The sequence below is a fragment of the Sulfitobacter dubius genome (assembly GCF_027214245.1).
Taxonomy (GTDB): Bacteria; Pseudomonadota; Alphaproteobacteria; order Rhodobacterales; family Rhodobacteraceae; genus Sulfitobacter; species Sulfitobacter dubius_A.
On the sequence record NZ_JAPWHM010000010.1, the window covers coordinates 15,026 to 35,965 of the forward strand.

Consider the following 20,940-nt stretch of genomic DNA (forward strand, 5'->3'; position numbering starts at 1 on the left):
ACCTGTTACACAGTGTCGAGATAGATCTCGACCTGTTCCTCTGGGGTCAATTCCTGCATGTAATGCAATTCTTGGCGTTTCGTCAGCACGAAGTTGCGGACCATCTCGGGGGCAAAAATACGCGCGACATGGGGGCAGCCCTCAAACAGGTCGATCGCGGTTTTCCAGTCGCTGGGCATGCGCGGCAGATCGGCGGCATAAGCATTGCCGGTGATCGGGGCGGGCGGTTCTGCCGCGTCTTCGATTCCGTTAAGCGCCGCGCCCAAGACAGCCGCCAGCATCAGATAGGGGTTCACATCGCCCCCCGACACACGGTGTTCGATCCGCCGCGCCTTGTGGCTGCCTGAAGGGATGCGGATCGCTGCGGTGCGATTCTCATAGGCCCAGCAGACCCCGGTGGGCGCATGGGATTCTGGCACCATCCGGTCAAAGCTGTTGGCATGCGGACAGAAGACCAGCGCCGAGCCCTGCATCGCGTTCATGCAGCCCGCCACGGCGTGGCGCAGCGTGGCGGTCCCCTTGGGCCCGCCATCGTCGAAGATGCTATTGCCGTTCTCATCCAGCACCGAGAAATGCGTGTGCAGGCCAGAGCCGGAGTAATCCTCATAGGGTTTCGCCATAAAGCTTGCCGCAAAGCCGTGCCGCCGCGCCAGACCTTTGACCAGCATCTTGAACAGCCATGCGTCGTCGGCGGCGCGCAGGGCGTCGTCGCAATGCATCAGGTTGATCTCGAACTGCCCGAGGCCCGCCTCGGAAATGGCGGTGTCGGCGGGGATGTCCATCTCTTCGCAGGCGTCATAGAGATCGGTGAAGAAGAGATCGAACTGGTCAAGCGCGCGGATTGACATGGTTTCAGCCGCCTTGCGCCGCTTGCCCGAGCGGGGCGAGATCGGCACCTGAAGGTTGCGGCCCGAGTCGTCAATGAGGAAGAACTCCAACTCCACCGCGCAGACCGGCGTCAGCCCGCGCGCCTTGTAACGGTCCAGTACCGCGCGTAGCGCATGGCGCGGATCGCCGGGGTAGGGGCGGCCATCTTCGCGGAACATCCAGATCGGCAGCAGGGCCGAGGGCGCGTCGAGCCATGGCATCGGCATGAAGCCCCGCTCGGTCGGTTTCAGCACGCCGTCCGCATCGCCGCTTTCAAACACCAGCGGGCTGTCGTCGATATCCTCGCCCCAGATGTCGAGGTTCAGCACCGACACCGGAAAGCGGGTGCCTTCGGTGGTTACTTTATCCGCAAACCGCGACGGGATTCGCTTGCCGCGGGCTTGGCCATTGAGGTCGGCGGCGGCCACACGAATGGTGCGGACCTGTGGGTTTTTACGAAGCCAGTTGTTCATACGTCACCTGCAAGGGCGGTGGGCATGTCACAGAGCGGTTCGCCCGAGGGCAAAAGCGGTCGGCGCCCACGCGCCGCGTAATTTGATCAAATAATGGATACTACCGGATCAAATTAGGACGCAAGCGAATTTTACGGCGTTGGGCCTGTGGCAGGTGCCGGTTGAGGCGGGAATTGATCAAACCGAAGACGCCAATGATGCAGAGCGTCAGCAAGATGAAATAACCGGCAAGAATGGGATAGGGGATGAAGGGATTGAAGGTTTTGTCGGCAAAATAGCTGGCATAGTAGAGCGCATCTCCGCGCTGTTGCCATGCCGGGAAACCGCTGAAAAACACCAGTGTCGTGGCGTGAAACAGAAAAATCGCCTCGTTCGTATAGGCGGGCCAGGCAAGACGTAGCGAGGTGGGCCAGATCACCCGGTGAAAGCGCGACCAACCGGACAAACCATAGGCATCTGCGGCCTCCACATCGCCCTTGGGGATGGATTGCAGCGCACCGTAAAAAATTTCGCCCGAATATGCGGCAGTGTTGAGAAAGAGCACGATCAACGCGCCCAGCCATGCTGCGGTGAAGGGGGCGAAGAAAGCGTATTCGGATTTCAGTGACAGAAACAGGAAGTAGCCAAAGAAGAACTGGATAAAGAGCGGGGAGCCGCGGAAGATGAAGATGAACCACTCAGCCGGTTTGCGGAACCACGGGTTCGGACTGGCCTTGCCGACGCCAAGCGCTGTGGCAAAGAAGAAGCCGGTCAGCAGGGCGATAACGCCAAAGTAGATGTTCCAGAGCATGCCCGAGCCGATCAGCGTGAACTGTTCGCAGAGCGTGAAGTTCTCGCGCGGAAGCAGCCGTTCGCCATAGCCAAGGGACCGCAGACCGTAGTCCTGAATCGTTTGCAGACAGCTCATGCGCCGGCCCTCCGCTGGGCTTCGCCGCCGGTGGTGGCTTGGCCGCGTGTCAATCGTTTCATCAGCCGGTCCAGCGCGATTTCGGAGATGCGGGTGAAGAGCAGGTAGAACACCAGCAGCCCGAGGAAATACCACATGCGCCAGTCGGGGTGCGGATAGTCGGTAAAGCGCGGCGTCTTGGTGCCGCCCAACTCACGCGCCCAATAGACGATATCTTCGACGCCCAGCAGGAACAGCAGCGGCGTGGCCTTGATCAGCACCATCCAAAGGTTGCTAAGGCCGGGCAGGGCATAGACCCACATCTGCGGCACCAGCACGCGCCAGAAGGTCTGGCGGTGGCTCATGCCATAGGCCTCTGCTGTCTCTAGCTGGGCGCGGGGCACGGCGCGCATGGCACCAAAAAGCACATTGGCCGCGAAAGCCCCGAAAACAATGGCAAAGGTAAAGACCGCGAGGCTGAAGCCATAGGTCTCATGTACCCATTGCGCCGCATTGCCGAGGGGCATCTTGGCCGCTTGGCAGACCACGAAGTCATTGCCTTGGCGGACCGGCATGTCCCAGTCGGAACAGAGTACCTTATGGCGCAGATACTCAATGCCCTGATCCAAGGCGATAACGAAAAACAGAAAGAAGGCGATATCGGGCACACCGCGCACCAGCGCGATATAGCCCTTGCCGACCCAGCTGAGCGGCGCAAACCGCGCGCGCGCCATCATGGCCCCGCCAAAGCCGAAGGCCAGCGCGACGGGCGCGGTCACGGCAAGCAGCATCAAGACCTTGAGGAAGGACATGTAGAACGACATATGGACGCCGGTTGTCAGGTAACAGGCGGTCCAGAACCAGTCGTCCAGGATCGATGGGTCAGTACAGAAAGAAAACATGGGCCCCCATGGGCTAATCCGCGCGAGGGTGCCGCGCAGGGAAGGTCAGGCGCGCCGCGAGGGGCGCGCCTGAGGTTGGATCACTCGTAGGTGGTGGTGTCTTCGCCGAACCACTTTTTAAGCATCTCGTTCAGCGAGCCGTCTTCTTTCATCTCGGTGATGACAGCGTCGAATGTGTCACGCAGTTCGGTGTCGGACTGGCGCAGACCCATGCCGATGCCGTCGCCGAGCGGGACATCGTCGCCCACGAACATCAACTCACCGCCGGATTCCTCGACGATCGGAACGAGGTAATCTTTGTCAGCGAATACCGCGTCGGCTTCGCCGTTGCGCACGGCCGCGACGGTTTCTTCGGGGGTCGCGAACTCGATCAGCGTGGCACCGCTTTCGGCAACGTGACCGGCTTGGATGGTCGCTGTCTGACCTGCAACAACGCCGCCTTCGATGTCCGCATCCTCAGAGGCCGCAACATAAGCGGAAGCGGTCGGCGGATAGTAGTTCTGCGTGAAGGAGATGACTTCCTTCCGCTCGTCGGTGATGCTCATCCCGGCCATGATGTTGTCGTAGTTGCCCGACACGAGGTTGGGGATGATGCTGTCCCAGTCGTTTTTCACCCATTCACAGGTCAGCTCGGCGCGTTTGCAAAGCTCGTCGCCCAGCTCACGCTCGAAACCGTCAACTTCGCCGGCGTCGTTGATGAAGTTGTAGGGGGGGTAGGCGCCCTCGGTGCCCATGCGGATGGTTTTGCCATGGGCTTCGGCCATCGCGAAACCAGCAGTCATGCTGAGCGCGGCGCTTGCCAGTAGGATCTTTTTCATTTGGTAACTCCCTTTGGTTTTTGTTTACGCAGGCTGGGTTGCCGAAAGGAACCCACGCAGACGTTCCGATTTGGGCGCGCCGAAGACTTCTTCGGGCGTCCCTTGTTCTTCGATCAGACCTTGGTGCAGGAAGACGACATGATCGCTGACGTCAGCCGCCAGTTTCATATCATGGGTCACGATCACCATCGTGCGCCCCTCTGCGGCGAGGTCTTTGATAACTTTAACAACTTCCTGCTCAAGCTCGGGGTCGAGCGCGCTGGTCGGTTCGTCAAACAGCAGCGCCTCGGGCTCCATGCAGAGTGCACGGGCGATGGCGGCACGTTGTTGCTGGCCGCCGGACAGTTGGGCGGGGTAGACATCACATTTGTCGCCGATCCCGACCTTTTCGAGATAGCCGCGCGCGGCGCGCTCCACCTCTGCCCGGTCGCGGCCCAGCACGGTCAGGGGTGCTTCCATGACGTTTTGCAAGATCGACATATGTGCCCAGAGATTGAACTGCTGGAACACCATCGACAGGTTGGTGCGAATGCGCAGCACCTGTTTGGCATCCGCCGGGCAGCGGTGGTGGCCGTTGCCTTTCCACCGCACCGGTTCGCCTTTAAAAATCACCTCGCCCTGTTGGCTGTCTTCCAACAGGTTGCAGCAGCGCAAAAGGGTGGATTTCCCAGAACCCGATGAGCCGATCAGCGAGATCACATGGCCACGCGGGGCGGTCAGATCGACCCCTTTGAGAACCTCCAGTGAGCCATAGGCTTTGTGAAGGTTCTTGATCTGGATAACCGGGGTATCTGTCGTCACGGAAACTGTCGCCAATCTGTCATTTCAGTGCGCTATAAAGCGACGAATCGACGGAAATTGCAACGCAGAGTTTGGCCCGCGTTGCACCGCAGCACCGGTGCTGACGCTAGGTCAGCTTTCCTTGGCGACACGCTGGCGCGCCATGGCGCTGTCGGTATCGGTGACGCCCAATAGGTTCGACACCAACCGCAGCAGCGCGTCTTCTTCGTCAGAGCGGCTGCCATCCGCCAAAACCACCTGCCAAAGCGCCTCGATTACCTCTAGCCGACGCTCATAGGGCACCGCGTCTTTGATCGCGCGGGTAAAGCGCACGGTATCGGGGGCTTGCGCCTCAAGCGCCTCGGCTTCTTCGCGCAGGGCGGTGGCGTCGGCCTCATTCAGCCCGTAGCGTTCAGCCGCGATCCGGTCGATCAAGCGCCGTTCGCTCATCGCATAGTCATTGTCGGACCGGGCGATGCGGACCAAAAGCGCGGTCAGCGCGAGGCGGGCATCGTTGTCGGCCAATGGGTCGGGTTCGGGCTGGGTCAGCCGTTTGAGAAAGTCACCAAACATAAGTGCGTTATCATCCTGCTGCGGAAAGAAGCCGGCAAGCCTCTCCCGGTGTGAAAGGGATTGTCAGAGTGTATCCAAGGCGTTGGCGCGGGCTGCGGCCATATCCTCATCCGATAGGCCAAGCGCGGTTTCGATGGCGACAAGCTGGATTTCCTCATCATCGTTGCGCGCGCCATCCGACAGGGCCACCTGCCACATCGCCTCACCCAGTGCCTTGCGGTCGGCATAGTCGACCTCTTCGCGCAGGATGCGGGTGAACTCAGGCGTGCCTGGGGCGTCACGTTCCAGCGCCTCGCATGTGGCGCGCAGTTTGGCGGCCTCAATCGGTTTCAATCCAAAGGTCCGCGCCAGAATCTGGTCGATCTGGCCGATCTCAGAGGCACGGTAGTTACGATCAGCAAAGGCCACACGCACCAAAAGCGCGCCCAGTGCCAGTTGGGCATTGGGCTGCGGCAAAGGTTTCGGCTGTGCCTTGCGGCGGGGGAACAGTCGGTTCAGCATGGGGCTCACTTATCGCAGGAAACAGGGTCGCCATAGAGGAAACTGCGCGTGGGGCGCGCTGGTTCCTGCAATGGTCCGCATGGATTTAGCTGTCATAGCCTTCTACGATCACCAAAGACCCATCGGCCACGTTCAGGCGGATGTCTTTGGCACGCTGGTAGCCGGGGCTTTCGTAGCAGGCGACCGCGTCGGCATAACTGTCGAATTCCAAGACAACAGTGCGGGCGCGCATCTGGCCTTCGCGGACTTGTTGGGTGCCGCCGCGCACGAGGAAACGCGCGCCGTAATCCGCGAATGGTTTGGCATTGGCGGCGCGGTATTTATCATAAATCGCGGTGTCGTGGATATCCATGGTGGCGATCCAATAGCCCTTTGGCATCTGTTATCTCTCCTGTTGGGTCAAAGTGGCGAAACGGGCGGTGAGGTTCTGCGCCTCAGTTTCCAGCCCGTAGGGGGGATTGATTACGAACATGCCCGAGCCGACCATGCCATGACCGGGGCGCGCAGGCGGGAAGTGCACTTCGTGGCGCAGCGCATCAGGGTGGTTGGCGGTGAGCGTGTCGAGCATGGGTACATGCGCGCGGTTGGTCAGGATCGGATACCACAGGGCGATGATCCCGACGTTCCATGCGCGGCTAAGCTTGGCGATCTGGCGCGGGATGGTCTCGTAATCGGTCTTGATCTCATAGGAGGGATCAATCAGCAGCATCCCCCGGCGCGGCGTGGGCGGGGTGAGGGCAAAGGCCATCTCGAACCCATCGCTGAGGTGGCATTTCACCGGGTAGGGCGACATTGCCAGATCAAGCGCGCTGTGCTCTTGGGGGTGCAACTCGGCCAAATGGATGCGGTCATCGGGGCGCAGCAGTTTCGCAGCCAGCAGAGGAGAGCCGGGATAGGCGCGGGGGCCGTGGGTCTCGCGCAACTCTTGCAAGACTTGGGAATAGGGGTGATCGGGGGCGAACCAATCGGCCACCTTGTCGATGCCCTGCCGCGCCTCGCCGGTCTTTTCCGCCGCCGCGTCCGACAGGTCATAGAGCGCCCGGCCTGCGTGGGTTTCCAGATAGGTGAGCGGTTTGTCCTTGCGGGTGAGATACGACAGCATCCAAGCCAAAAGCGCATGTTTCTGCACGTCTGCAAGGTTTCCGGCGTGGTAGATGTGTTGATAGCTCAGCATGGCCTAGCTGTAGCGGAGTGGTTGGCGGGTGCAACGCGAAAGAGCGGGAGCTAAGGGCCAGCGCCTGTCCGCGGGTGGGCGAACCAAACCGCGATCCATGCCGCTTTGTGGTGCTACCGTGATGTGTTCTCGCAGAAGTACGCGCCCTTCGCGAAATCGCCTACCCGACGCACCGCAGATGCGCCGAATGAATGATGGCACGCCTACGGCGGGGCGGGCGGGCAGGCGATGGCCCGGCGCCTGCGGCTTCATTCCGGGCCTTTTAGTGGTTGCCCGGCAGAAAAAAAGGCCCGGCGCATAACGCTCGGGCCTTCAATCTTATACCAACCGCGACACATCCTTCGCGGCGCGCACGAAATCCTTGAACAAGGGATGCGGATCAAATGGCTTTGACTTCAGCTCGGGGTGGAACTGCACCCCGATGAACCACGGGTGATCCGACCATTCCACAATCTCTGGCAGCTTGCCATCCGGCGACATGCCCGAGAATTTCAGCCCAGCCTTCTCAAGCTGCTCCTTATAGGCGATGTCGACCTCATAACGGTGGCGGTGGCGTTCATCGATCGTAGTGGTGCCATAGGCTTCGGCCACGCGCGAGCCTTCGGCCAGCGTTGCGTCATAGGCACCCAGACGCATGGTGCCGCCTTTGTCGTCATCGACCTTCCGCGCCACCTTGTGGTTGCCCTGCACCCATTCTTTCAGGTGGTAAACCACAGGCTCAAAACGCTTTTTGCCTGCCTCATGGTCAAACTCTTCCGACCCCGCAGATTTCAGCCCGGCCACGTTTCGCGCGGCTTCGATCACCGCCATCTGCATGCCAAGGCAGATACCGAGGTAGGGGACCTTGTGCTCGCGGGCATATTGCGCGGCCTTGATCTTGCCTTCGGTGCCACGCTCGCCAAAGCCGCCGGGGACGAGGATCGCGTGGAAACCTTCAAGATGCGGCGCGGGGTCTTCGCTGTCGAAAATCTCGGCGTCGACCCATTCCACGTTAACCTTGACCCGGTTGGCCATGCCGCCGTGTGTCAGCGCCTCGGCGATGGACTTATAGGCGTCTTCAAGCTGGGTGTACTTGCCGACGATGGCGACTTTGACTTCGCCTTCGGGGTTGTAGATGCGGTCGGCCACGTCTTCCCAACGGCGCAGGTTCGGCTTGGGGGCAGGGGTGATCTGGAAGGCATCCAGAACCGCCTGATCCAGCCCCTCGCGGTGGTAGGCCAAGGGCGCTTCGTAGATCGATTTAAGGTCTTGCGCGGCGATCACCGAATCCGGGCGCACGTTGCAGAACAGCGCCAGTTTCTCGCGTTCTTTCGCGGGGATCGGGCCCTCGGAGCGGCAGACCAGAATGTCGGGCGCGATGCCGATGGAGCGCAGTTCTTTGACCGAGTGCTGCGTCGGCTTGGTCTTCAATTCGCCGCTGGCTTTGACGTAGGGCAGCAGCGTGAGGTGCATGAAAATACATTGCCCGCGCGGTTTGTCTTGGCTGAACTGGCGGATCGCCTCGAAGAAGGGCAGCCCCTCGATATCGCCCACGGTGCCGCCGATTTCGCAGAGCATGAAATCGACCTCATCATTGCCGATATCGATGAAGTCTTTGATTTCATTAGTAACGTGGGGGATAACCTGAATGGTCTTGCCCAGATAATCGCCACGGCGTTCTTTCTCCAACACGGTGGAATAGACCCGGCCCGAACTAATGCTGTCGGTCTTGCGCGCTGCCACGCCCGTGAAGCGCTCGTAGTGCCCAAGATCAAGATCGGTTTCCGCGCCATCATCGGTGACGAAGACTTCGCCATGTTCAAACGGCGACATCGTGCCGGGATCGACGTTCAAGTAGGGGTCTAGCTTGCGCAGACGAACCGAAAAACCGCGTGCCTGAAGCAAGGCGCCCAAGGCCGCCGAGGCCAGACCCTTGCCTAGCGACGAGACCACACCGCCTGTGATGAAGATATAGCGTGCCATGTGATCGGAGACCCCCGTGAAATCAAAGTTTGTTGCAGGCAAAAACCAGCCAAACGCGCTGCGGAAAACAGCAGCACCACGGGATTTAAGCCTTACAGGATTCGTGCGTGTGAGGCAAGGCCTGCCGCAACATGCAGTTGCGGAACAAGGCCGTGCCTCAAGGTTTTGTGTTCGTTAGCTTAATCGGCCGCAGGGACCAGCGGTGAGTTGCCATCCGCGGAAGGCGGCAGCAGATCGTCGCCCGCAGGCAGAGCAGGGCTGCCATCTTGGTTCTGGGCGGGCGGTGTCGCGCTCAGCCGGTCGATGACCGACGAGCCTGCGGATTTTTCCGCCGCGATGATGGTCAGCGTGATCGAGGTGGCGATGAAACCAGCGGCAAGGATCCATGTCACCTTGCCCAGTGCCGTCGCAGCAGAGCGGCCCGAAACGGCACCGCCGCCGCCACCACCCATGCCAAGGCCACCGCCCTCAGACCGTTGCAGCAGTACCACGGCGATCAGGCCGAGGGCCAGAATCAGGTGAATGATCAGAACGACATTTTCCATGGGTACGACAGCTTTCGGTTTTGGTTGGCGGGTATCTATTCGTCTTTGCCCATGGGGGCAAGGGTGGATTGCCGCCGAGCAGCGATCGGACCGGGGTGAAAAGCGGGGAGGGGGCACCAAACGGACGCGCGGCACGAACAAAGACCGCCGCATGGGGGCGACGGTCTTTTGAAGCAGTACTCAACCACAATATGTAAGAGGGTTATCCTGGAATTAAGGTGGTGCAGACTCGCTTCGTAGGAATACTATAGCATGAAATGCGGTCAAATTCGCCCATATTCTTTGCAGAGAAATGAAGGGATTGCCCTGATCGGCGATGGACAGCCGATCCCCTCTGGGGCAGTCTGCCGTCATGCCGCATGATCATCCAGACCACGACCACCCCCATGCCCTGCTGCCGCCCGAGCCTGCGCTTAGGGTCAAAGCGCTGGAAACGCTGCTGACCGCCAAGGGGCTGATTGACCCCGCCGCGTTGGATGAGATCATCGACACCTATGAGAACCGCATCGGCCCGCGCAACGGGGCCGAGGTCGTCGCCCGCGCGTGGAGCGATCCTGATTTCCGCGCGGCGCTGCTTGAGGATGCGACCGCCGTGGTGGCCAAGATGGGTTTCTACGGGCGGCAGGGCGAGCATATGGTCGCGGTCGAGAATACGGATGAGGTGCATAATATCGTCGTTTGCACGCTGTGCTCCTGCTACCCTTGGCCGCTTCTGGGCATCCCGCCGGGCTGGTATAAATCCGACGCCTACCGCGCCCGCGTGGTGCGCGAACCGCGCAAGGTGCTGGCTGAATTCGGCGTCGAACTGCCCGAGGGGACGGCCGTACGGGTCTGGGATTCAACGGCAGAGGTGCGCTATCTGGTGATCCCGCAGCGCCCTGCGGAGAGCGAGGGCATGGATGTCGCGGCGTTGGCCGATCTTGTCACCCGCGACAGTATGATCGGCACCGGATTGGCCAAAGCCCCATGACCCGCGTGCATGATATGGGCGGGCGTTTCGGCGATGGCCCGGTCACGCCCGAGGCCGAAGACGTGATTTCTCACGCCGAGTGGCACCGCCGCGCGCTGGCCCTGACCTTGGCCACCGGCGCCTTGGGCAAATGGAACATCGACGTGTCGCGCCATGCCCGCGAATGTCTCGCCCCCACCGATTACATGCGGTTCAGCTATTACGAGAAATGGATCGCCGGGGTGGCCGATATGCTCGTCGCCCGCGGGGTGGTCAGCCGTGAGGAACTGGCGGACAGGGCCGATCCTGCGCCCAGCCCGCTGGCGGAAAAAGCGCTAAAGGCGCCGCAGGTGGCTGGGGTGCTGGCCCGTGGCGGCCCGGCGGATCGCCCCTCTGACATCGCGGCAATCTTTGCGCCCGGTGATGCGGTCGTTACCCGCAAGCAGCCTGAAAACACCATCGTTCCCGGCGGCCACACTCGGCTGCCTGCCTATGCCGCCGGTGCGAAGGGCCGGGTGCTGCGGCTGCATGGCGCGCATGTTTTGCCCGACAGCAATGCCCATGATCTGGGCGAGGCGCCAGAGCCGCTTTATGCGGTGGCCTTTCCGGCCTCTGAGCTTTGGGCGCATCCCGAACACCCCCGCGATGAGGTCGTGCTCGACCTGTGGCAAAGCTATCTGGAGGCCCCATGAGCGCCCCGGAACCCGTCTTTGAGGCGCCATGGCATGCGCAGCTTTTCGCGCTGACGGTGCATCTGAACGAGAGCGGCCTTTTCGACTGGCCCTTTTGGGCCGCCCGCTTTGGCGCGACGCTCGCCCGGCATGGGCTGGCGCATGAGTTGAACGGCGGAGAAGACTATTTCAACGCTTGGCTGGAAACCCTCGAAACCCTGCTGATCGACGCAGGCCATGCCCGCCCCGGTGATCTGCGCAGCCTGCGCGACGGGTGGGAGGCCGCCTATCTCAGCACGCCACATGGTGATCCGGTGCATTTAAGCGCGGCAGGAAAAGTCTAAACCCCCTCGCTGGCGCTCAGCGCGTTTTTTGAGTTTCACCCGCCTGCCACTGTCGCTATACGGGCGCGGGACATCGCAAAGGAATATATCATGGCCAATGTCGTCGTTGTCGGCGCCCAATGGGGTGACGAGGGAAAAGGCAAGATCGTTGACTGGCTCAGCGAACGCGCCGATGTGATCGCGCGCTTTCAAGGCGGGCATAACGCGGGCCACACTCTGGTCATCGACGGCAAGGTCTACAAGCTGCATGCACTGCCTTCGGGCGTGGTGCGCGGCGGTAAGCTGTCGGTCATCGGCAATGGCGTGGTGCTGGACCCGTGGCACCTGCTGAAAGAGATCGAGACGATCGAAGGTCAGGGCGTCGAGATCAGCCCCGAGAACCTGATGATCGCGGAAAACACGCCGCTGATCCTGCCCTTCCACGGTGAGCTTGACCGCGCCCGCGAAGAAGCGGCGAGCAAGGGCACCAAGATCGGCACCACCGGGCGCGGCATCGGGCCGTGCTATGAAGACAAGGTTGGCCGCCGCGCCATCCGCGTGGCCGATCTGGCCGATCTTGCGACGCTGGAAGCCCGGGTTGACCGTGCGCTGCAGCACCACGACCCGCTGCGCAAGGGCTTGGGCGTTGAAGCCATCGACCGTGATGCGCTGATTGCGCAACTGCAAGAAATCGCACCGAAAATTCTGCCTTTCGCCGCACCTGTTTGGAAAGTGCTGGCCGAGAAGCGCAAGGCGGGCAAACGCATCCTGTTTGAAGGCGCGCAGGGCGCGCTTCTGGACATCGACTTTGGCACCTACCCCTTCGTCACGTCGTCGAACGTGATCGCGGGACAGGCGGCGACCGGCGTGGGCCTTGGCCCTACCGCTATCGACTATGTGCTGGGCATCGTCAAAGCCTATACCACCCGCGTCGGCGAAGGCCCGTTCCCGACCGAATTGGAAGACGCCGACGGCCAGCGTTTGGGTGAGCGGGGTCATGAATTTGGCACCACCACCGGGCGCAAACGCCGCTGTGGTTGGTTCGACGCGGCGCTGCTGCGCCAGACCTGCGCCACCTCGGGCATCACCGGCATCTGCCTGACCAAGCTTGACGTACTCGATGGGTTCGAGACGCTAAAGGTCTGCGTGGGCTACGATCTGGATGGCGAACGGCTCGACTATTTGCCGACCGCCGCCGAACAGCAGGCCCGTTGTGTGCCCGTCTACGAAGAACTTCCGGGCTGGTCCGAATCGACCGAAGGCGCGCGCAGCTGGGCAGACCTGCCCGCCAATGCGATCAAATATGTGCGCCGGGTCGAAGAGTTGATCCAATGCCCCGTCGCGCTGGTCTCGACCTCGCCAGAGCGGGAGGACACCATTCTGGTGACCGACCCTTTCGCGGACTGATCTGATGGCGCTGAGCTATAAAGCACGTCGCCGTTGGGCGCTGGTGATCCTGCTGATCGGGCTGCCGAGCTATATTGCGGTGGCGGTCTGGACGGTGGCCCAATTCGACCGACCGCCGGTGCTGCTTGAGCTTGGCATCTATGTTGCCCTTGGCATCGTCTGGGCACTGCCGTTCAAATTTGTCTTTAAAGGCATCGGACAGGCGGACCCGGACGCGGACGACGACCAGTAACACGCAATAAAAAAGCGCCCCGCGGGGCGCTTTTTCGTATCTGCACTTTGGTCGGGGGTTTAACCCACGGCGCGGTGATCAGGGCGGTAGCCAATCTCATCGGAGACGGTGAACCGCCCGCCTTTGATTTTCTCGATCTTGCCTGCGCGCAGCAGTTGACCGAAGGAGCGCAGCCCGTCTTCGCGGGTGAAGTCCGGCAGCCCGATCGAGCGGACCTTGCCCATTAACTGCGGGCGGGAGAACTGGTCGCGCCCCTCGACAAAGGACATGTAAGACGCCGCCGCCTCAAGCAGTTCGGGCAGCTTGGTAGCGCCCATGTCGGCGGCGAAATCGGCAAAGCTTTCGGCGTCGGGGTTGGTTTTGACCGGCTCGACCACGGCGGCCACACGGCGCGGACGCACCGGGCCCGCGCTGCGCAGCTTGTCGACGTCGATGCGCTGCTCGGCCACCAGTTTCAGCGGAGCAGAGCGGGCGTCGGCCTTGGGCCGCTCGGTCCGAGCCGAACGGCTCACGGGGCGGCGCGGACGGACCACATCGGCCAAGTCTTCGCGATAGGCGTCATCCGAGGTCGCGGTGGTGGCGCGGCCACCCATCGCCTCATCGGCTTTCTTCGCGGCGACGGCGGCGCGCAGATGGGCAAAGGCATCGCGGCGCGTGGTGCTTTCGGCCTCGTCCATCTTGCTGTCGGTTTCCGCCATCAGACGCGACATGTCGGGGCCGGTCTCATCGTCGATGGTGGGCAGGCTGTGACGGGCCGCTTGCGCAGGCTCGGCTTGCTCTTCGGTCGGTTCCGCTGCGGCTTCAACCTCTGCGGCTTTAACCTCTTCGGGCTCTTCGCCTGCGGGTTCGTCCTCAACAGACGCGGCTTCCGGCTCGGTCATCTCGACCGCGGGGGCAGGCGTTTCCTCGGCCTCTGCCGGGGTGGACGCGCCAAGTTCGGCCTCCAACGCGGCCAATTCGCGGGCCAGCTCGTCTTCGTCCTCGGGCGACAGCGAAGAGCTGCGCGGTGCCTCGGCTTTTGCCGCGGGTGCCTCTTGCGGTGCCGGGTCGGAGACTTCTTCCAGATCGCCCCGGGCCACGGCGGCTTCGAGATCCGCGCGTTTGACCTTAATCACGCGCCCTTTGCGGGGCAGGTCGGCGGCGTCGATCTCCGGTGCGGCTTCGGCTTTAGGTTCCTCTTCGTCCTCTGCGTCGAACAGGCTTTCGTCCGTCTCGGCGACTTCTGCTTCGTCTTCTTCTTCGGCCTCAAGACGGTTGAGGATGTCAGCAAGATCGTCGTCGTCCTCTTCCGCTTCATCTTGCGCCATCTCTGTTGCTTCATCGGCGTCCAGCGCATCTTCGATGTCGCGACGGGCGGCGTCGATGGCGGCTTGGCTCTCTTCGGATTCGACCGGCGTTTCGGCGGTAGCACGGGCCACTTGGGGCGCGGCTGCTTCTTCCTCGTCGTAGCTAGCGGCCTCATCTTCGTCCTGCTGGGCGACCACGGCGCGGATGCGCTGCAGTTTGGCGGCGATGCTGTCGGCGGGGGCGGCGCTTGCGGCGGGCATCTCTTCGACGCTGGCGGCCTGCGCTTCATCCTCGTAGTGGGACTGCGGCTGCGGGCTGGCGGCAAAGAACGCCTCGGCGTCGCTGGTGTCTTCTTCCTCAGCTTCGGCGGCAGGGGCGGGCTCGGCCTTTTCAACGGCCTCAGCGATCTGAGGTTCGGCTGCTGCTGGGGCTTCCACGGCGGCGGTGTCGGCGATCTCAGCCTTAAGGGAGGCTGGCGCTTCTTCTTCGACGGGCGCAGGCTCTGCCGCGGCGGGCGCTTGCGGGGCTGCGGATTCGGCCTGAGCCGGAGCGGCTGCGGCGGGGACTGCTGCTGGGGGCGCTTGGGCCGGAGCCTCGGCGCTTTGGTTTTCCAGCGCACTCAGCACGATCTTGCCTTCCTGCTCACGGGCTTGCACCCGGCGGGAGACTTCGCGCTGCGCGATCCGGGTGAGCATCTCAGCATCCGGTTGTGGTGGCTCTGCACCGAAGTAACGGTCATCCGAGGCCAGATCGCGGAAATACTCGGCAATGGCCTTCATGGTGCCGAAGGAATCGTCGAAGCCTTCCAGCGTGCACGAAAAAGTGCCATAGGAGACCGTCAAGATTTTGTTGCTGTTCATCATCGGATGCTCGTCCTCTGCGGTGTTGCAGGTATCGTTTACCACGATGTCCAAGACCAAAGCGGCTCGAATCTGTGCCATTCAACGTATGATTTCAAGGCAAGATTAAGGCAGATTTCCAAAAGGGGCACTAATTGACCACTTCAGACCATATCGTGCGGGACCACAAACCAGTCACGCTGCTCGGCGGCGGAGAGGTCTTTGAAGGAGACATCGGCGCTGCACTGGCGCTGGCACCCACCTGCGTCGCGGCCGACAGTGGCGCCGCGCCGGCTCTGGCGGCAGGGGTGGACCTGGCGGCGGTCATCGGCGATTTCGATTCCGCCCCAGCAGAGGTGTTGGCACGGATCCCATCAGAGCGGTGTCACCGGGTCGCCGAGCAAGAGAGCACGGATTTCGACAAGGCGCTGACCCGGATCGACGCGCCGCTGGTGCTGGGGGTTGGTTTTACCGGGGCGCGGTTGGACCATCAGCTTGCGGCCTTTAATACGCTCGCCACCTATCCGGATCGGCCCTGCATTTTGTTGGGCGCGCATGAGATCGTGCTGCTCGCGCCGCCGCGCATCACCCTACCGACGGAGGAGGGGGATGTGGTCTCTCTCATGCCATTGGCGCCGGTGAGGGGGCGCAGCCGTGGATTGGAATGGCCGATTGACGGGTTGGATTTTGCGCCCGGTGGCCGGGTTGGCACATCGAACCGCGCCCTAGGGCCCGTCGCGCTTGAGATGGACGGCCCCGATATGCTGCTGATCCTGCCGCGTCGCCTTATGGCGCCATTGGCGGCGCAACTGCTGCGGCCAGATCACGCGCCGTGGCCCGCTCGCGCATGATCACGTAAAGACCCGCGCTGACGCTGATCAGAATGCCCAAACCTGCGAGCGGATTGGGCAGGTCGGAGAAGATGAGCAAACCAAGCAGCGTGGCGAAGGGGATTTCAAGATATTGCATCGGCGCCAATGTGGCCGATGGGGCAAAGCGCAAGGACCATGTCATCAGCAGATGCGCGACCGTGCCGAGAATTCCGATGCCGAGCAGCAGGGTCCAGTCAAAGGCATCGGGTTGTACGATCTGCAAAGGCGCGAACTCGGTCATGGCGCCAAGCGCCAGCAACGGCAGGATCATCACGACAGCCATCACCCCGCTCACGGCTTGCAGGCTGATCGGGTCCGTCTCCTTAGCGATCTGGCGGGTGACCAGCATGAAGAAAGAAAAGACGACCGCCACGACGATCGGCAGCAGCGCGGGCCAGCCGACGTCCACGAAACTCGGCTGCACGATGAGAAGCGTACCGAGAAACCCAACGATGCTCGCGCCTAAACGCCTTGGGCCGACCTCTTCCTTCAAGATGAGTTTGCCGAGCAGCAACATGAAAAAAGGCATGACGAAAGCGATGGCAACGGCATCGGCGAGGGGCAGGTATTTCAACGCGGTGAACATGGCGGCGATGCCCGCCATATGCAGCAGGGTGCGCAGAAGGGTCAGCCGAAACACCCGCCCGCGCTTGTGCCAGACGCGGCCAGAGTACCATACGATCGGAATCAGGATCAGTGCCTGAAGGGCGAAGCGGAGCAGCACCACCTGTCCCAAGGGGACCGAAGCGCCCAGTAGTTTGGCCACCGCATCGCCCACGGGCGCTACGATGCAGAAGCCCATCATGAGGGCTATTCCGATAAGGGGCCGATCCTGTTGCATTGCGTTACGCTAAGGAAGGTTTGTGTGGAATGCAATCTTTGGTTGAGGCTGGCTGATTTGTATCGCGTCCTTTTCGCAGAGGCAGAGGCAGAGGCAGAGGCAGAGGCAGAGGCAGAGGCAGAGGCAGGATGCGGGTGGAAAGGCTGACAAAAAGACCGGCACCGCAGGGGACGTTGATTGCGATTGCCTGCTTACGAAGACCCGGCGGTGGTCAGTGGACTATGCAAACCTAACACACTCAACAGGACTATGCCTTGTCTTAAAAGCAACCGGCGCCGCGAATGACTGACACTTGCCCTACAGAAGGGCGTCCGGCGCATTTGATCCCGGTTTCGTTCTTGGCCTCAGGTTCAAGCCGCGGGGCGGCTCAGGTTCACCCGGTTTCGACCGTGGGTCTTTGCCGCGAAGAGGGCCTGATCCGCCTGAGCCATCAACGCTTCCGAGGATAGCGGGCGGCCCTCTTCTTCCATCGGGCCGACGGAGAGGCCGATGCTGATGGTCACATGTATCGGAAGGGGGGTGCCGGGAACGACGAAGCCGCGATTGCCGATATCGGCACAGATCGCCGCCGCCGTTTTCTCGGCATCCGCAAGGTTGGTCCCCGGCATGACGATAAGAAATTCCTCCCCGCCAATCCGCGCGACAAGGTCCATGCCGCGCAGATTGTTGCGCAGACGTTCCGCCGTTTGCACCAGCACCGAATCCCCCGCGGCATGGCCATAGCGGTCGTTGATGCCTTTGAAGTGATCCAAATCGGCGACCATCACCGAAAAGGGGCGGGCGGTTTCAAGGGCATGTTCCGCGATGTGATCCAGATGGGGCAGGGCATAGCGGCGATTATGCAGCCCCGTCAGAGGGTCAAAAACGGCAGCCTTCAGCCCTGTGCGTACCGTATCGCGAAGTTGGTCCGTCATCCGTTTGCGCCGCAAGATCGCATGAAGACGCAGGGCCATTTCCGCGGGGTTGAAGCCTTCGGTCATCAGATCGTCTGCCCCCAGATCAAGGGCAGTGGCGGCAAGTGCTGCATCGGGGGCCAGTTGCACCACCAGCAGCCCGGTGTGGCGGGTCTGCGCATTGGCGCGCAGGGTCGAGATTAGGCGCAGAGCCGCCGTTGCAGGCACGGGATCTTGAGGCAGGACCAATACAAAGGCGTCTGGCGGCCCGTTTGCAGCAGCGGCGCGAATGGCCTCCTCCGGGTTGGCGAGGGTGAGGCGTGCGCGCAGTTGGGGGCGGAGGTGTTTGGCCCAATTCACGCTCATCGCGCTGTCGGAATGGATAATCACACAGTGGCTGCGGGCTGTGAATTCCGCCGCAAATTCAGCCGCGGGTTCCGCCAACCCAAGCGCGCGTGACGTATCATCGCGCATCTCCCATTCGTCAGCCGCATTGCGGGCACGGATGAGGCTGCGCGCCCGGCCCAACAATAGCGTGCAATCAAGCGGTTTGAGCAACACGTCGTTCGCCCCCGCTTCGAGCGCGGCAAACCTATCCACCGCCTGATCGGCGTTGCCGATGGCCAGCACCGGAAGCTGCGCGCTATCGCCAGAGGCCTTGAGCGCGCGGCATAGGTCAGCCGCCCCGCCACCCGGCAGGGTCAGGGCACAGATCACCAGATCCGGCGGGTTGTCCCGCACGCAGGTCAAAGCCTCTTCCATATTCTCTGCCTGCACGACGTGATAGTATGCCGCACAGAGCTTGACCTTGAGGGCGATCCGATTGGTTGCAATCGCATCTGCAATAAGGATGGTCCCTTGCACGACAGCTCCTTCACCGTACAAATCAGTTTGATGAGACTGTCTTTGCCCCTTAATGGTTAACAAAGGGTTTCCAACCTTCAACAAAAGACGGTTTTCAATGTCCTATACCCAAGACTCCGCCGAAACCTTGGCGCTTCAGGCGCTGGGCTGGCTCGCGGCGAATGATGATCTATTGCCGGTGTTTCTGGGCAGTACGGGCGCGTCCGAAGCGGACCTGACGAAACAGGCCAGTGACCCTATTTTCCTAGGCGCTGTGCTGGATTTTCTGATGATGGATGACACTTGGGTCATCGGGTTTTGCAACCATCTGGCGATACCCTATGAACGGATCATGCAAGCCCGCGCGGCGCTGCCCGGTGGGGAGCAGGTGCATTGGACTTAAGAAACATTAAGGGTCTGCTCTTTGACAAGGACGGCACCCTTTTTGACTTTGCCGCGACTTGGGAACCTTGGGCCGAAGCCTTCTTGCTGCGGGTCTGTGATGGGGAGCGTGAAATGGCCGCGCGGGTCGGCGCAGACATTGGCTTTGACCTTGCCACCCGCCGCTTTGCCCCAGACAGTATCGCCATCGCTGGCACACCGCAGCAGGTGGTCGATGCCTTGGCCCCGCATTTCCCTGAACGGCCGCCTTCGGACCTTCTAGAATTAATCAATGCCGAGGCGGCCCGTGCGCCGCAGCGCGAGGCGGTGCCGCTCAGACCGTTTTTGCAGGGACTGCGCGACCGGGGGCTGCGCCTCGGCGTGGCGACCAATGATTCGGAACACCCCGCGCGCGCGCACCTGCTGGCGGCGGGGGTGGTTGATATGTTCGACTTTATCGCAGGCTTCGACAGTGGGCATGGGGGCAAGCCATCTCCGGGGCAGTTGCACGCCTTTGCGACGCATGTGGGCCTGCCGGCCTCCTCCCTCGCGATGGTCGGCGACAGCATTCATGATCTGGACGCCGCGCGCGTGGCGGGCATGGGGCGGATCGCGGTGTTGACCGGACCGGCCAGAGCGGAAGAGCTTGCCCCACACGCCGATCTGGTCTTGCCGGATATCGGCCATTTGCCGGGGCGCTTGATTTAAGGCCGGGTTAGTCCTTGATCACCCGCGCACCCTCAAGAATTCCCTGTTCGAGGGTATCGCCATGCAGGACCGAGATATCGCCTGTCGTCTCCAGCACAACGGCACGCACGTCTAAAAAGCGCAGCGCATTGGCTTCTCGCAGCTTGGCTATCAGGTCGGCGCGCGCGACGCGGGTCTCGCGCAGGGCTGCATCAAAGATCACACCGTCGCGCATCAGGATCACGGGCTCGTTCTGCACGACTTCCTCAAACCCGTCAGAGGCTTGCCGCAGCTTTGCAATGACGAATTGCGCACCGAGCAGGGCGGAAATGGCCAAGGTCGGCTGCGCAAACTCTGGCCAAGTGGTGGCCTGACAGGCCCCGGCAAGCAGCGAGCCTGTGGCGACCGTGGCGACGAAGTCAAAGGCGGTCATCTTTGAAAAAGTGCGCAGCCCGATCACACGGACCACAAAGATCACCCAAGTCAGCGCAATGGCAGAAAGCAAAAGCGCACGGGCGAGGATATCGAGCGGAACGTGGTCGAAAAACATCAACCGTGCCCCCCGTTCAATGCCTTGCCCCGTTGGATGAAGAACCGCCCCAAAAGCACCACCATTCCCATGGCAATCAGCCCCAGATAACGCTCATAAATCCCGTCGATCCCGGTGGGCAGGAAGAAAAACGGCGGGGCAGAGACCAGCCACAGAAGCGAGATGACCTTGAGCGCCTTGGCGAGGAACGCAGAGATATCAGCGAAACCTATCGACAGCAGCCAAGGCACGACGAGCATAATCAGCCCAAGCGCGTAGACCAGATAGATATGGATCACCACGCCATCGGAATCGCTGTCCCCGTATTCGTTTCTTGCCCCGACCAGAAAGACGATCAGCCCCAGAAGGGCGAGGCCAATAGTGCCGATGCTCCACCACCGATCACCGAAATGCACATGGGCACAAAGCAGGGCGCAGGCAATCAGCGCGGCAGAGAAGGCATAGATGCCAATGTCGACGATGAATTCATACCGCCCGGCGCCCAGATCGCTGATCGTGTCGGCGATCCAATCGTGATTTGGCACTACAAAATCTGCGATTAGGATCGAGACAGCGAATATTACACAGCCAAGGATGGCGACCCAGCCCAGACAGATCATAAACCCCGGCGCGCTATGCTGCCGGGGAGCTGTGACGTCATCGTTCATATTGCGACACCCTTTTTGGCCACCTTTTTTACAAGAG

The 20,940-nt window shown here is 61.7% G+C and carries 24 protein-coding genes; 8 read left to right on the top strand and 16 right to left on the bottom strand.

Annotated elements, in window-relative coordinates; genetic code table 11:
• Positions 1-5 precede the first annotated feature (5 nt).
• The 11 genes from O4H31_RS17810 to secG form a co-directional block, all read right to left on the bottom strand.
• On the bottom strand, positions 6-1,340 hold the full coding sequence (locus O4H31_RS17810) for a glutamine synthetase family protein (protein WP_269347945.1): 1,335 nt from the start codon (positions 1,338-1,340) through the stop codon (positions 6-8).
• Between the two features lie 100 nt (positions 1,341-1,440).
• The gene (locus O4H31_RS17815; protein ID WP_269347946.1) at positions 1,441-2,247 is read right to left on the bottom strand and encodes an ABC transporter permease; all 807 of its coding nucleotides are present in this window, start codon (positions 2,245-2,247) and stop codon (positions 1,441-1,443) included.
• Complete coding sequence (locus O4H31_RS17820; protein WP_269347947.1) at positions 2,244-3,128, bottom strand: ABC transporter permease; 885 nt, start codon at positions 3,126-3,128, stop codon at positions 2,244-2,246. Before O4H31_RS17820 ends, O4H31_RS17815 begins: the two co-directional genes overlap by 4 nt.
• Before the next feature lie 80 nt (positions 3,129-3,208).
• Entirely contained in the window at positions 3,209-3,946 is a 738-nt protein-coding gene (locus tag O4H31_RS17825; protein ID WP_067938622.1) for a transporter substrate-binding domain-containing protein, read from the bottom strand.
• 24 nt (positions 3,947-3,970) lie between these two features.
• Positions 3,971-4,747, bottom strand: coding sequence for an ABC transporter ATP-binding protein (locus O4H31_RS17830; RefSeq protein WP_132445154.1), 777 nt, complete (start codon positions 4,745-4,747; stop codon positions 3,971-3,973).
• 111 nt (positions 4,748-4,858) lie between these two features.
• Complete coding sequence (locus O4H31_RS17835) at positions 4,859-5,299, bottom strand: TerB family tellurite resistance protein (RefSeq protein WP_067938626.1); 441 nt, start codon at positions 5,297-5,299, stop codon at positions 4,859-4,861.
• A gap of 63 nt (positions 5,300-5,362) precedes the next feature.
• Positions 5,363-5,800 (bottom strand): TerB family tellurite resistance protein, encoded by a 438-nt coding sequence (locus O4H31_RS17840; RefSeq protein ID WP_269347948.1) that lies wholly within the window; start codon positions 5,798-5,800, stop codon positions 5,363-5,365.
• Between the two features lie 85 nt (positions 5,801-5,885).
• Complete coding sequence (locus O4H31_RS17845) at positions 5,886-6,179, bottom strand: DUF1330 domain-containing protein (RefSeq protein WP_067627071.1); 294 nt, start codon at positions 6,177-6,179, stop codon at positions 5,886-5,888.
• A 3-nt stretch (positions 6,180-6,182) separates the two neighbouring features.
• The gene (locus O4H31_RS17850; protein WP_269347949.1) at positions 6,183-6,974 is read right to left on the bottom strand and encodes a 23S rRNA (adenine(2030)-N(6))-methyltransferase RlmJ; all 792 of its coding nucleotides are present in this window, start codon (positions 6,972-6,974) and stop codon (positions 6,183-6,185) included.
• Between the two features lie 318 nt (positions 6,975-7,292).
• Positions 7,293-8,936, bottom strand: a complete 1,644-nt coding sequence (locus tag O4H31_RS17855; RefSeq protein WP_269347950.1) for a CTP synthase — start codon at positions 8,934-8,936, stop codon at positions 7,293-7,295.
• A 179-nt stretch (positions 8,937-9,115) separates the two neighbouring features.
• The gene (gene secG, locus O4H31_RS17860; protein ID WP_067627076.1) at positions 9,116-9,481 is read right to left on the bottom strand and encodes a preprotein translocase subunit SecG; all 366 of its coding nucleotides are present in this window, start codon (positions 9,479-9,481) and stop codon (positions 9,116-9,118) included.
• A 352-nt stretch (positions 9,482-9,833) separates the two neighbouring features.
• Here secG and nthA point away from each other — a divergent pair, with 352 nt between their 5' ends.
• From nthA to O4H31_RS17885, 5 genes are all read left to right on the top strand, one after another.
• On the top strand, positions 9,834-10,451 hold the full coding sequence (nthA, locus tag O4H31_RS17865) for a nitrile hydratase subunit alpha (protein ID WP_269347997.1): 618 nt from the start codon (positions 9,834-9,836) through the stop codon (positions 10,449-10,451).
• The gene (gene nthB, locus O4H31_RS17870; RefSeq protein ID WP_269347951.1) at positions 10,448-11,122 is read left to right on the top strand and encodes a nitrile hydratase subunit beta; all 675 of its coding nucleotides are present in this window, start codon (positions 10,448-10,450) and stop codon (positions 11,120-11,122) included. Before nthA ends, nthB begins: the two co-directional genes overlap by 4 nt.
• Entirely contained in the window at positions 11,119-11,445 is a 327-nt protein-coding gene (locus O4H31_RS17875) for a nitrile hydratase accessory protein (protein ID WP_269347952.1), read from the top strand. Before nthB ends, O4H31_RS17875 begins: the two co-directional genes overlap by 4 nt.
• Before the next feature lie 90 nt (positions 11,446-11,535).
• On the top strand, positions 11,536-12,831 hold the full coding sequence (locus O4H31_RS17880) for an adenylosuccinate synthase (RefSeq protein WP_269347953.1): 1,296 nt from the start codon (positions 11,536-11,538) through the stop codon (positions 12,829-12,831).
• Between the two features lie 4 nt (positions 12,832-12,835).
• On the top strand, positions 12,836-13,063 hold the full coding sequence (locus tag O4H31_RS17885; RefSeq protein ID WP_067626583.1) for a DUF2842 domain-containing protein: 228 nt from the start codon (positions 12,836-12,838) through the stop codon (positions 13,061-13,063).
• Between the two features lie 59 nt (positions 13,064-13,122).
• Here O4H31_RS17885 and O4H31_RS17890 read toward each other — a convergent pair whose 3' ends face one another.
• Positions 13,123-15,291: a hypothetical protein gene (locus O4H31_RS17890; RefSeq protein WP_269347954.1), complete on the bottom strand. Its 2,169-nt coding sequence runs from the start codon at positions 15,289-15,291 to the stop codon at positions 13,123-13,125.
• A gap of 53 nt (positions 15,292-15,344) precedes the next feature.
• On the opposite strand from O4H31_RS17890, the gene O4H31_RS17895 reads away from it, so the two are divergent.
• Positions 15,345-16,040, top strand: coding sequence for a thiamine diphosphokinase (locus O4H31_RS17895; RefSeq protein WP_269347955.1), 696 nt, complete (start codon positions 15,345-15,347; stop codon positions 16,038-16,040).
• On the opposite strand, the gene O4H31_RS17900 is transcribed toward O4H31_RS17895, so the two are convergent.
• A complete protein-coding gene (locus O4H31_RS17900; protein WP_269347956.1) occupies positions 15,976-16,902 on the bottom strand; it encodes a DMT family transporter in 927 nt (308 codons plus the stop codon). The genes O4H31_RS17895 and O4H31_RS17900 overlap by 65 nt on opposite strands.
• Positions 16,903-17,252: 350 nt before the next feature.
• Positions 17,253-18,659: a diguanylate cyclase gene (locus O4H31_RS17905; protein WP_269347957.1), complete on the bottom strand. Its 1,407-nt coding sequence runs from the start codon at positions 18,657-18,659 to the stop codon at positions 17,253-17,255.
• A gap of 97 nt (positions 18,660-18,756) precedes the next feature.
• Between O4H31_RS17905 and O4H31_RS17910 the strand changes: the two genes are divergently transcribed.
• Both O4H31_RS17910 and O4H31_RS17915 read left to right on the top strand, forming a co-directional pair.
• Positions 18,757-19,041, top strand: a complete 285-nt coding sequence (locus tag O4H31_RS17910) for a DUF3572 domain-containing protein (RefSeq protein WP_269347958.1) — start codon at positions 18,757-18,759, stop codon at positions 19,039-19,041.
• Positions 19,032-19,727 (top strand): HAD family hydrolase, encoded by a 696-nt coding sequence (locus O4H31_RS17915; protein ID WP_269347959.1) that lies wholly within the window; start codon positions 19,032-19,034, stop codon positions 19,725-19,727. The genes O4H31_RS17910 and O4H31_RS17915 overlap by 10 nt, the downstream gene beginning before the upstream one ends.
• A gap of 7 nt (positions 19,728-19,734) precedes the next feature.
• Here O4H31_RS17915 and O4H31_RS17920 read toward each other — a convergent pair whose 3' ends face one another.
• Positions 19,735-20,256: a DUF421 domain-containing protein gene (locus tag O4H31_RS17920; RefSeq protein WP_269347960.1), complete on the bottom strand. Its 522-nt coding sequence runs from the start codon at positions 20,254-20,256 to the stop codon at positions 19,735-19,737.
• Positions 20,256-20,903 carry a DUF998 domain-containing protein gene (locus O4H31_RS17925; RefSeq protein WP_419723614.1) on the bottom strand — a complete coding sequence of 216 codons (648 nt, stop codon included), beginning with the start codon at positions 20,901-20,903 and terminating at the stop codon, positions 20,256-20,258. Before O4H31_RS17925 ends, O4H31_RS17920 begins: the two co-directional genes overlap by 1 nt.
• Between the last annotated feature and the right edge of the window lie 37 nt (positions 20,904-20,940).

Coding starts and splice junctions, on each gene's coding strand:
- O4H31_RS17815 (WP_269347946.1), bottom strand. CDS start 2,247: ATGAGCTGTCTGCAAACGATTCAGGACTACGGTCTGCGGTCCCTTGGC.
- O4H31_RS17920 (WP_269347960.1), bottom strand. CDS start 20,256: ATGTTTTTCGACCACGTTCCGCTCGATATCCTCGCCCGTGCGCTTTTG.
- secG (WP_067627076.1), bottom strand. CDS start 9,481: ATGGAAAATGTCGTTCTGATCATTCACCTGATTCTGGCCCTCGGCCTG.
- O4H31_RS17910 (WP_269347958.1), top strand. CDS start 18,757: ATGTCCTATACCCAAGACTCCGCCGAAACCTTGGCGCTTCAGGCGCTG.
- nthA (WP_269347997.1), top strand. CDS start 9,834: ATGCCGCATGATCATCCAGACCACGACCACCCCCATGCCCTGCTGCCG.
- O4H31_RS17825 (WP_067938622.1), bottom strand. CDS start 3,946: ATGAAAAAGATCCTACTGGCAAGCGCCGCGCTCAGCATGACTGCTGGT.
- O4H31_RS17835 (WP_067938626.1), bottom strand. CDS start 5,299: ATGTTTGGTGACTTTCTCAAACGGCTGACCCAGCCCGAACCCGACCCA.
- O4H31_RS17875 (WP_269347952.1), top strand. CDS start 11,119: ATGAGCGCCCCGGAACCCGTCTTTGAGGCGCCATGGCATGCGCAGCTT.
- O4H31_RS17850 (WP_269347949.1), bottom strand. CDS start 6,974: ATGCTGAGCTATCAACACATCTACCACGCCGGAAACCTTGCAGACGTG.
- O4H31_RS17845 (WP_067627071.1), bottom strand. CDS start 6,179: ATGCCAAAGGGCTATTGGATCGCCACCATGGATATCCACGACACCGCG.
- O4H31_RS17840 (WP_269347948.1), bottom strand. CDS start 5,800: ATGCTGAACCGACTGTTCCCCCGCCGCAAGGCACAGCCGAAACCTTTG.
- O4H31_RS17880 (WP_269347953.1), top strand. CDS start 11,536: ATGGCCAATGTCGTCGTTGTCGGCGCCCAATGGGGTGACGAGGGAAAA.
- O4H31_RS17890 (WP_269347954.1), bottom strand. CDS start 15,291: ATGGCACAGATTCGAGCCGCTTTGGTCTTGGACATCGTGGTAAACGAT.
- O4H31_RS17925 (WP_419723614.1), bottom strand. CDS start 20,903: ATGAACGATGACGTCACAGCTCCCCGGCAGCATAGCGCGCCGGGGTTT.
- O4H31_RS17885 (WP_067626583.1), top strand. CDS start 12,836: ATGGCGCTGAGCTATAAAGCACGTCGCCGTTGGGCGCTGGTGATCCTG.
- O4H31_RS17855 (WP_269347950.1), bottom strand. CDS start 8,936: ATGGCACGCTATATCTTCATCACAGGCGGTGTGGTCTCGTCGCTAGGC.
- nthB (WP_269347951.1), top strand. CDS start 10,448: ATGACCCGCGTGCATGATATGGGCGGGCGTTTCGGCGATGGCCCGGTC.
- O4H31_RS17900 (WP_269347956.1), bottom strand. CDS start 16,902: ATGCAACAGGATCGGCCCCTTATCGGAATAGCCCTCATGATGGGCTTC.
- O4H31_RS17810 (WP_269347945.1), bottom strand. CDS start 1,340: ATGAACAACTGGCTTCGTAAAAACCCACAGGTCCGCACCATTCGTGTG.
- O4H31_RS17820 (WP_269347947.1), bottom strand. CDS start 3,128: ATGTTTTCTTTCTGTACTGACCCATCGATCCTGGACGACTGGTTCTGG.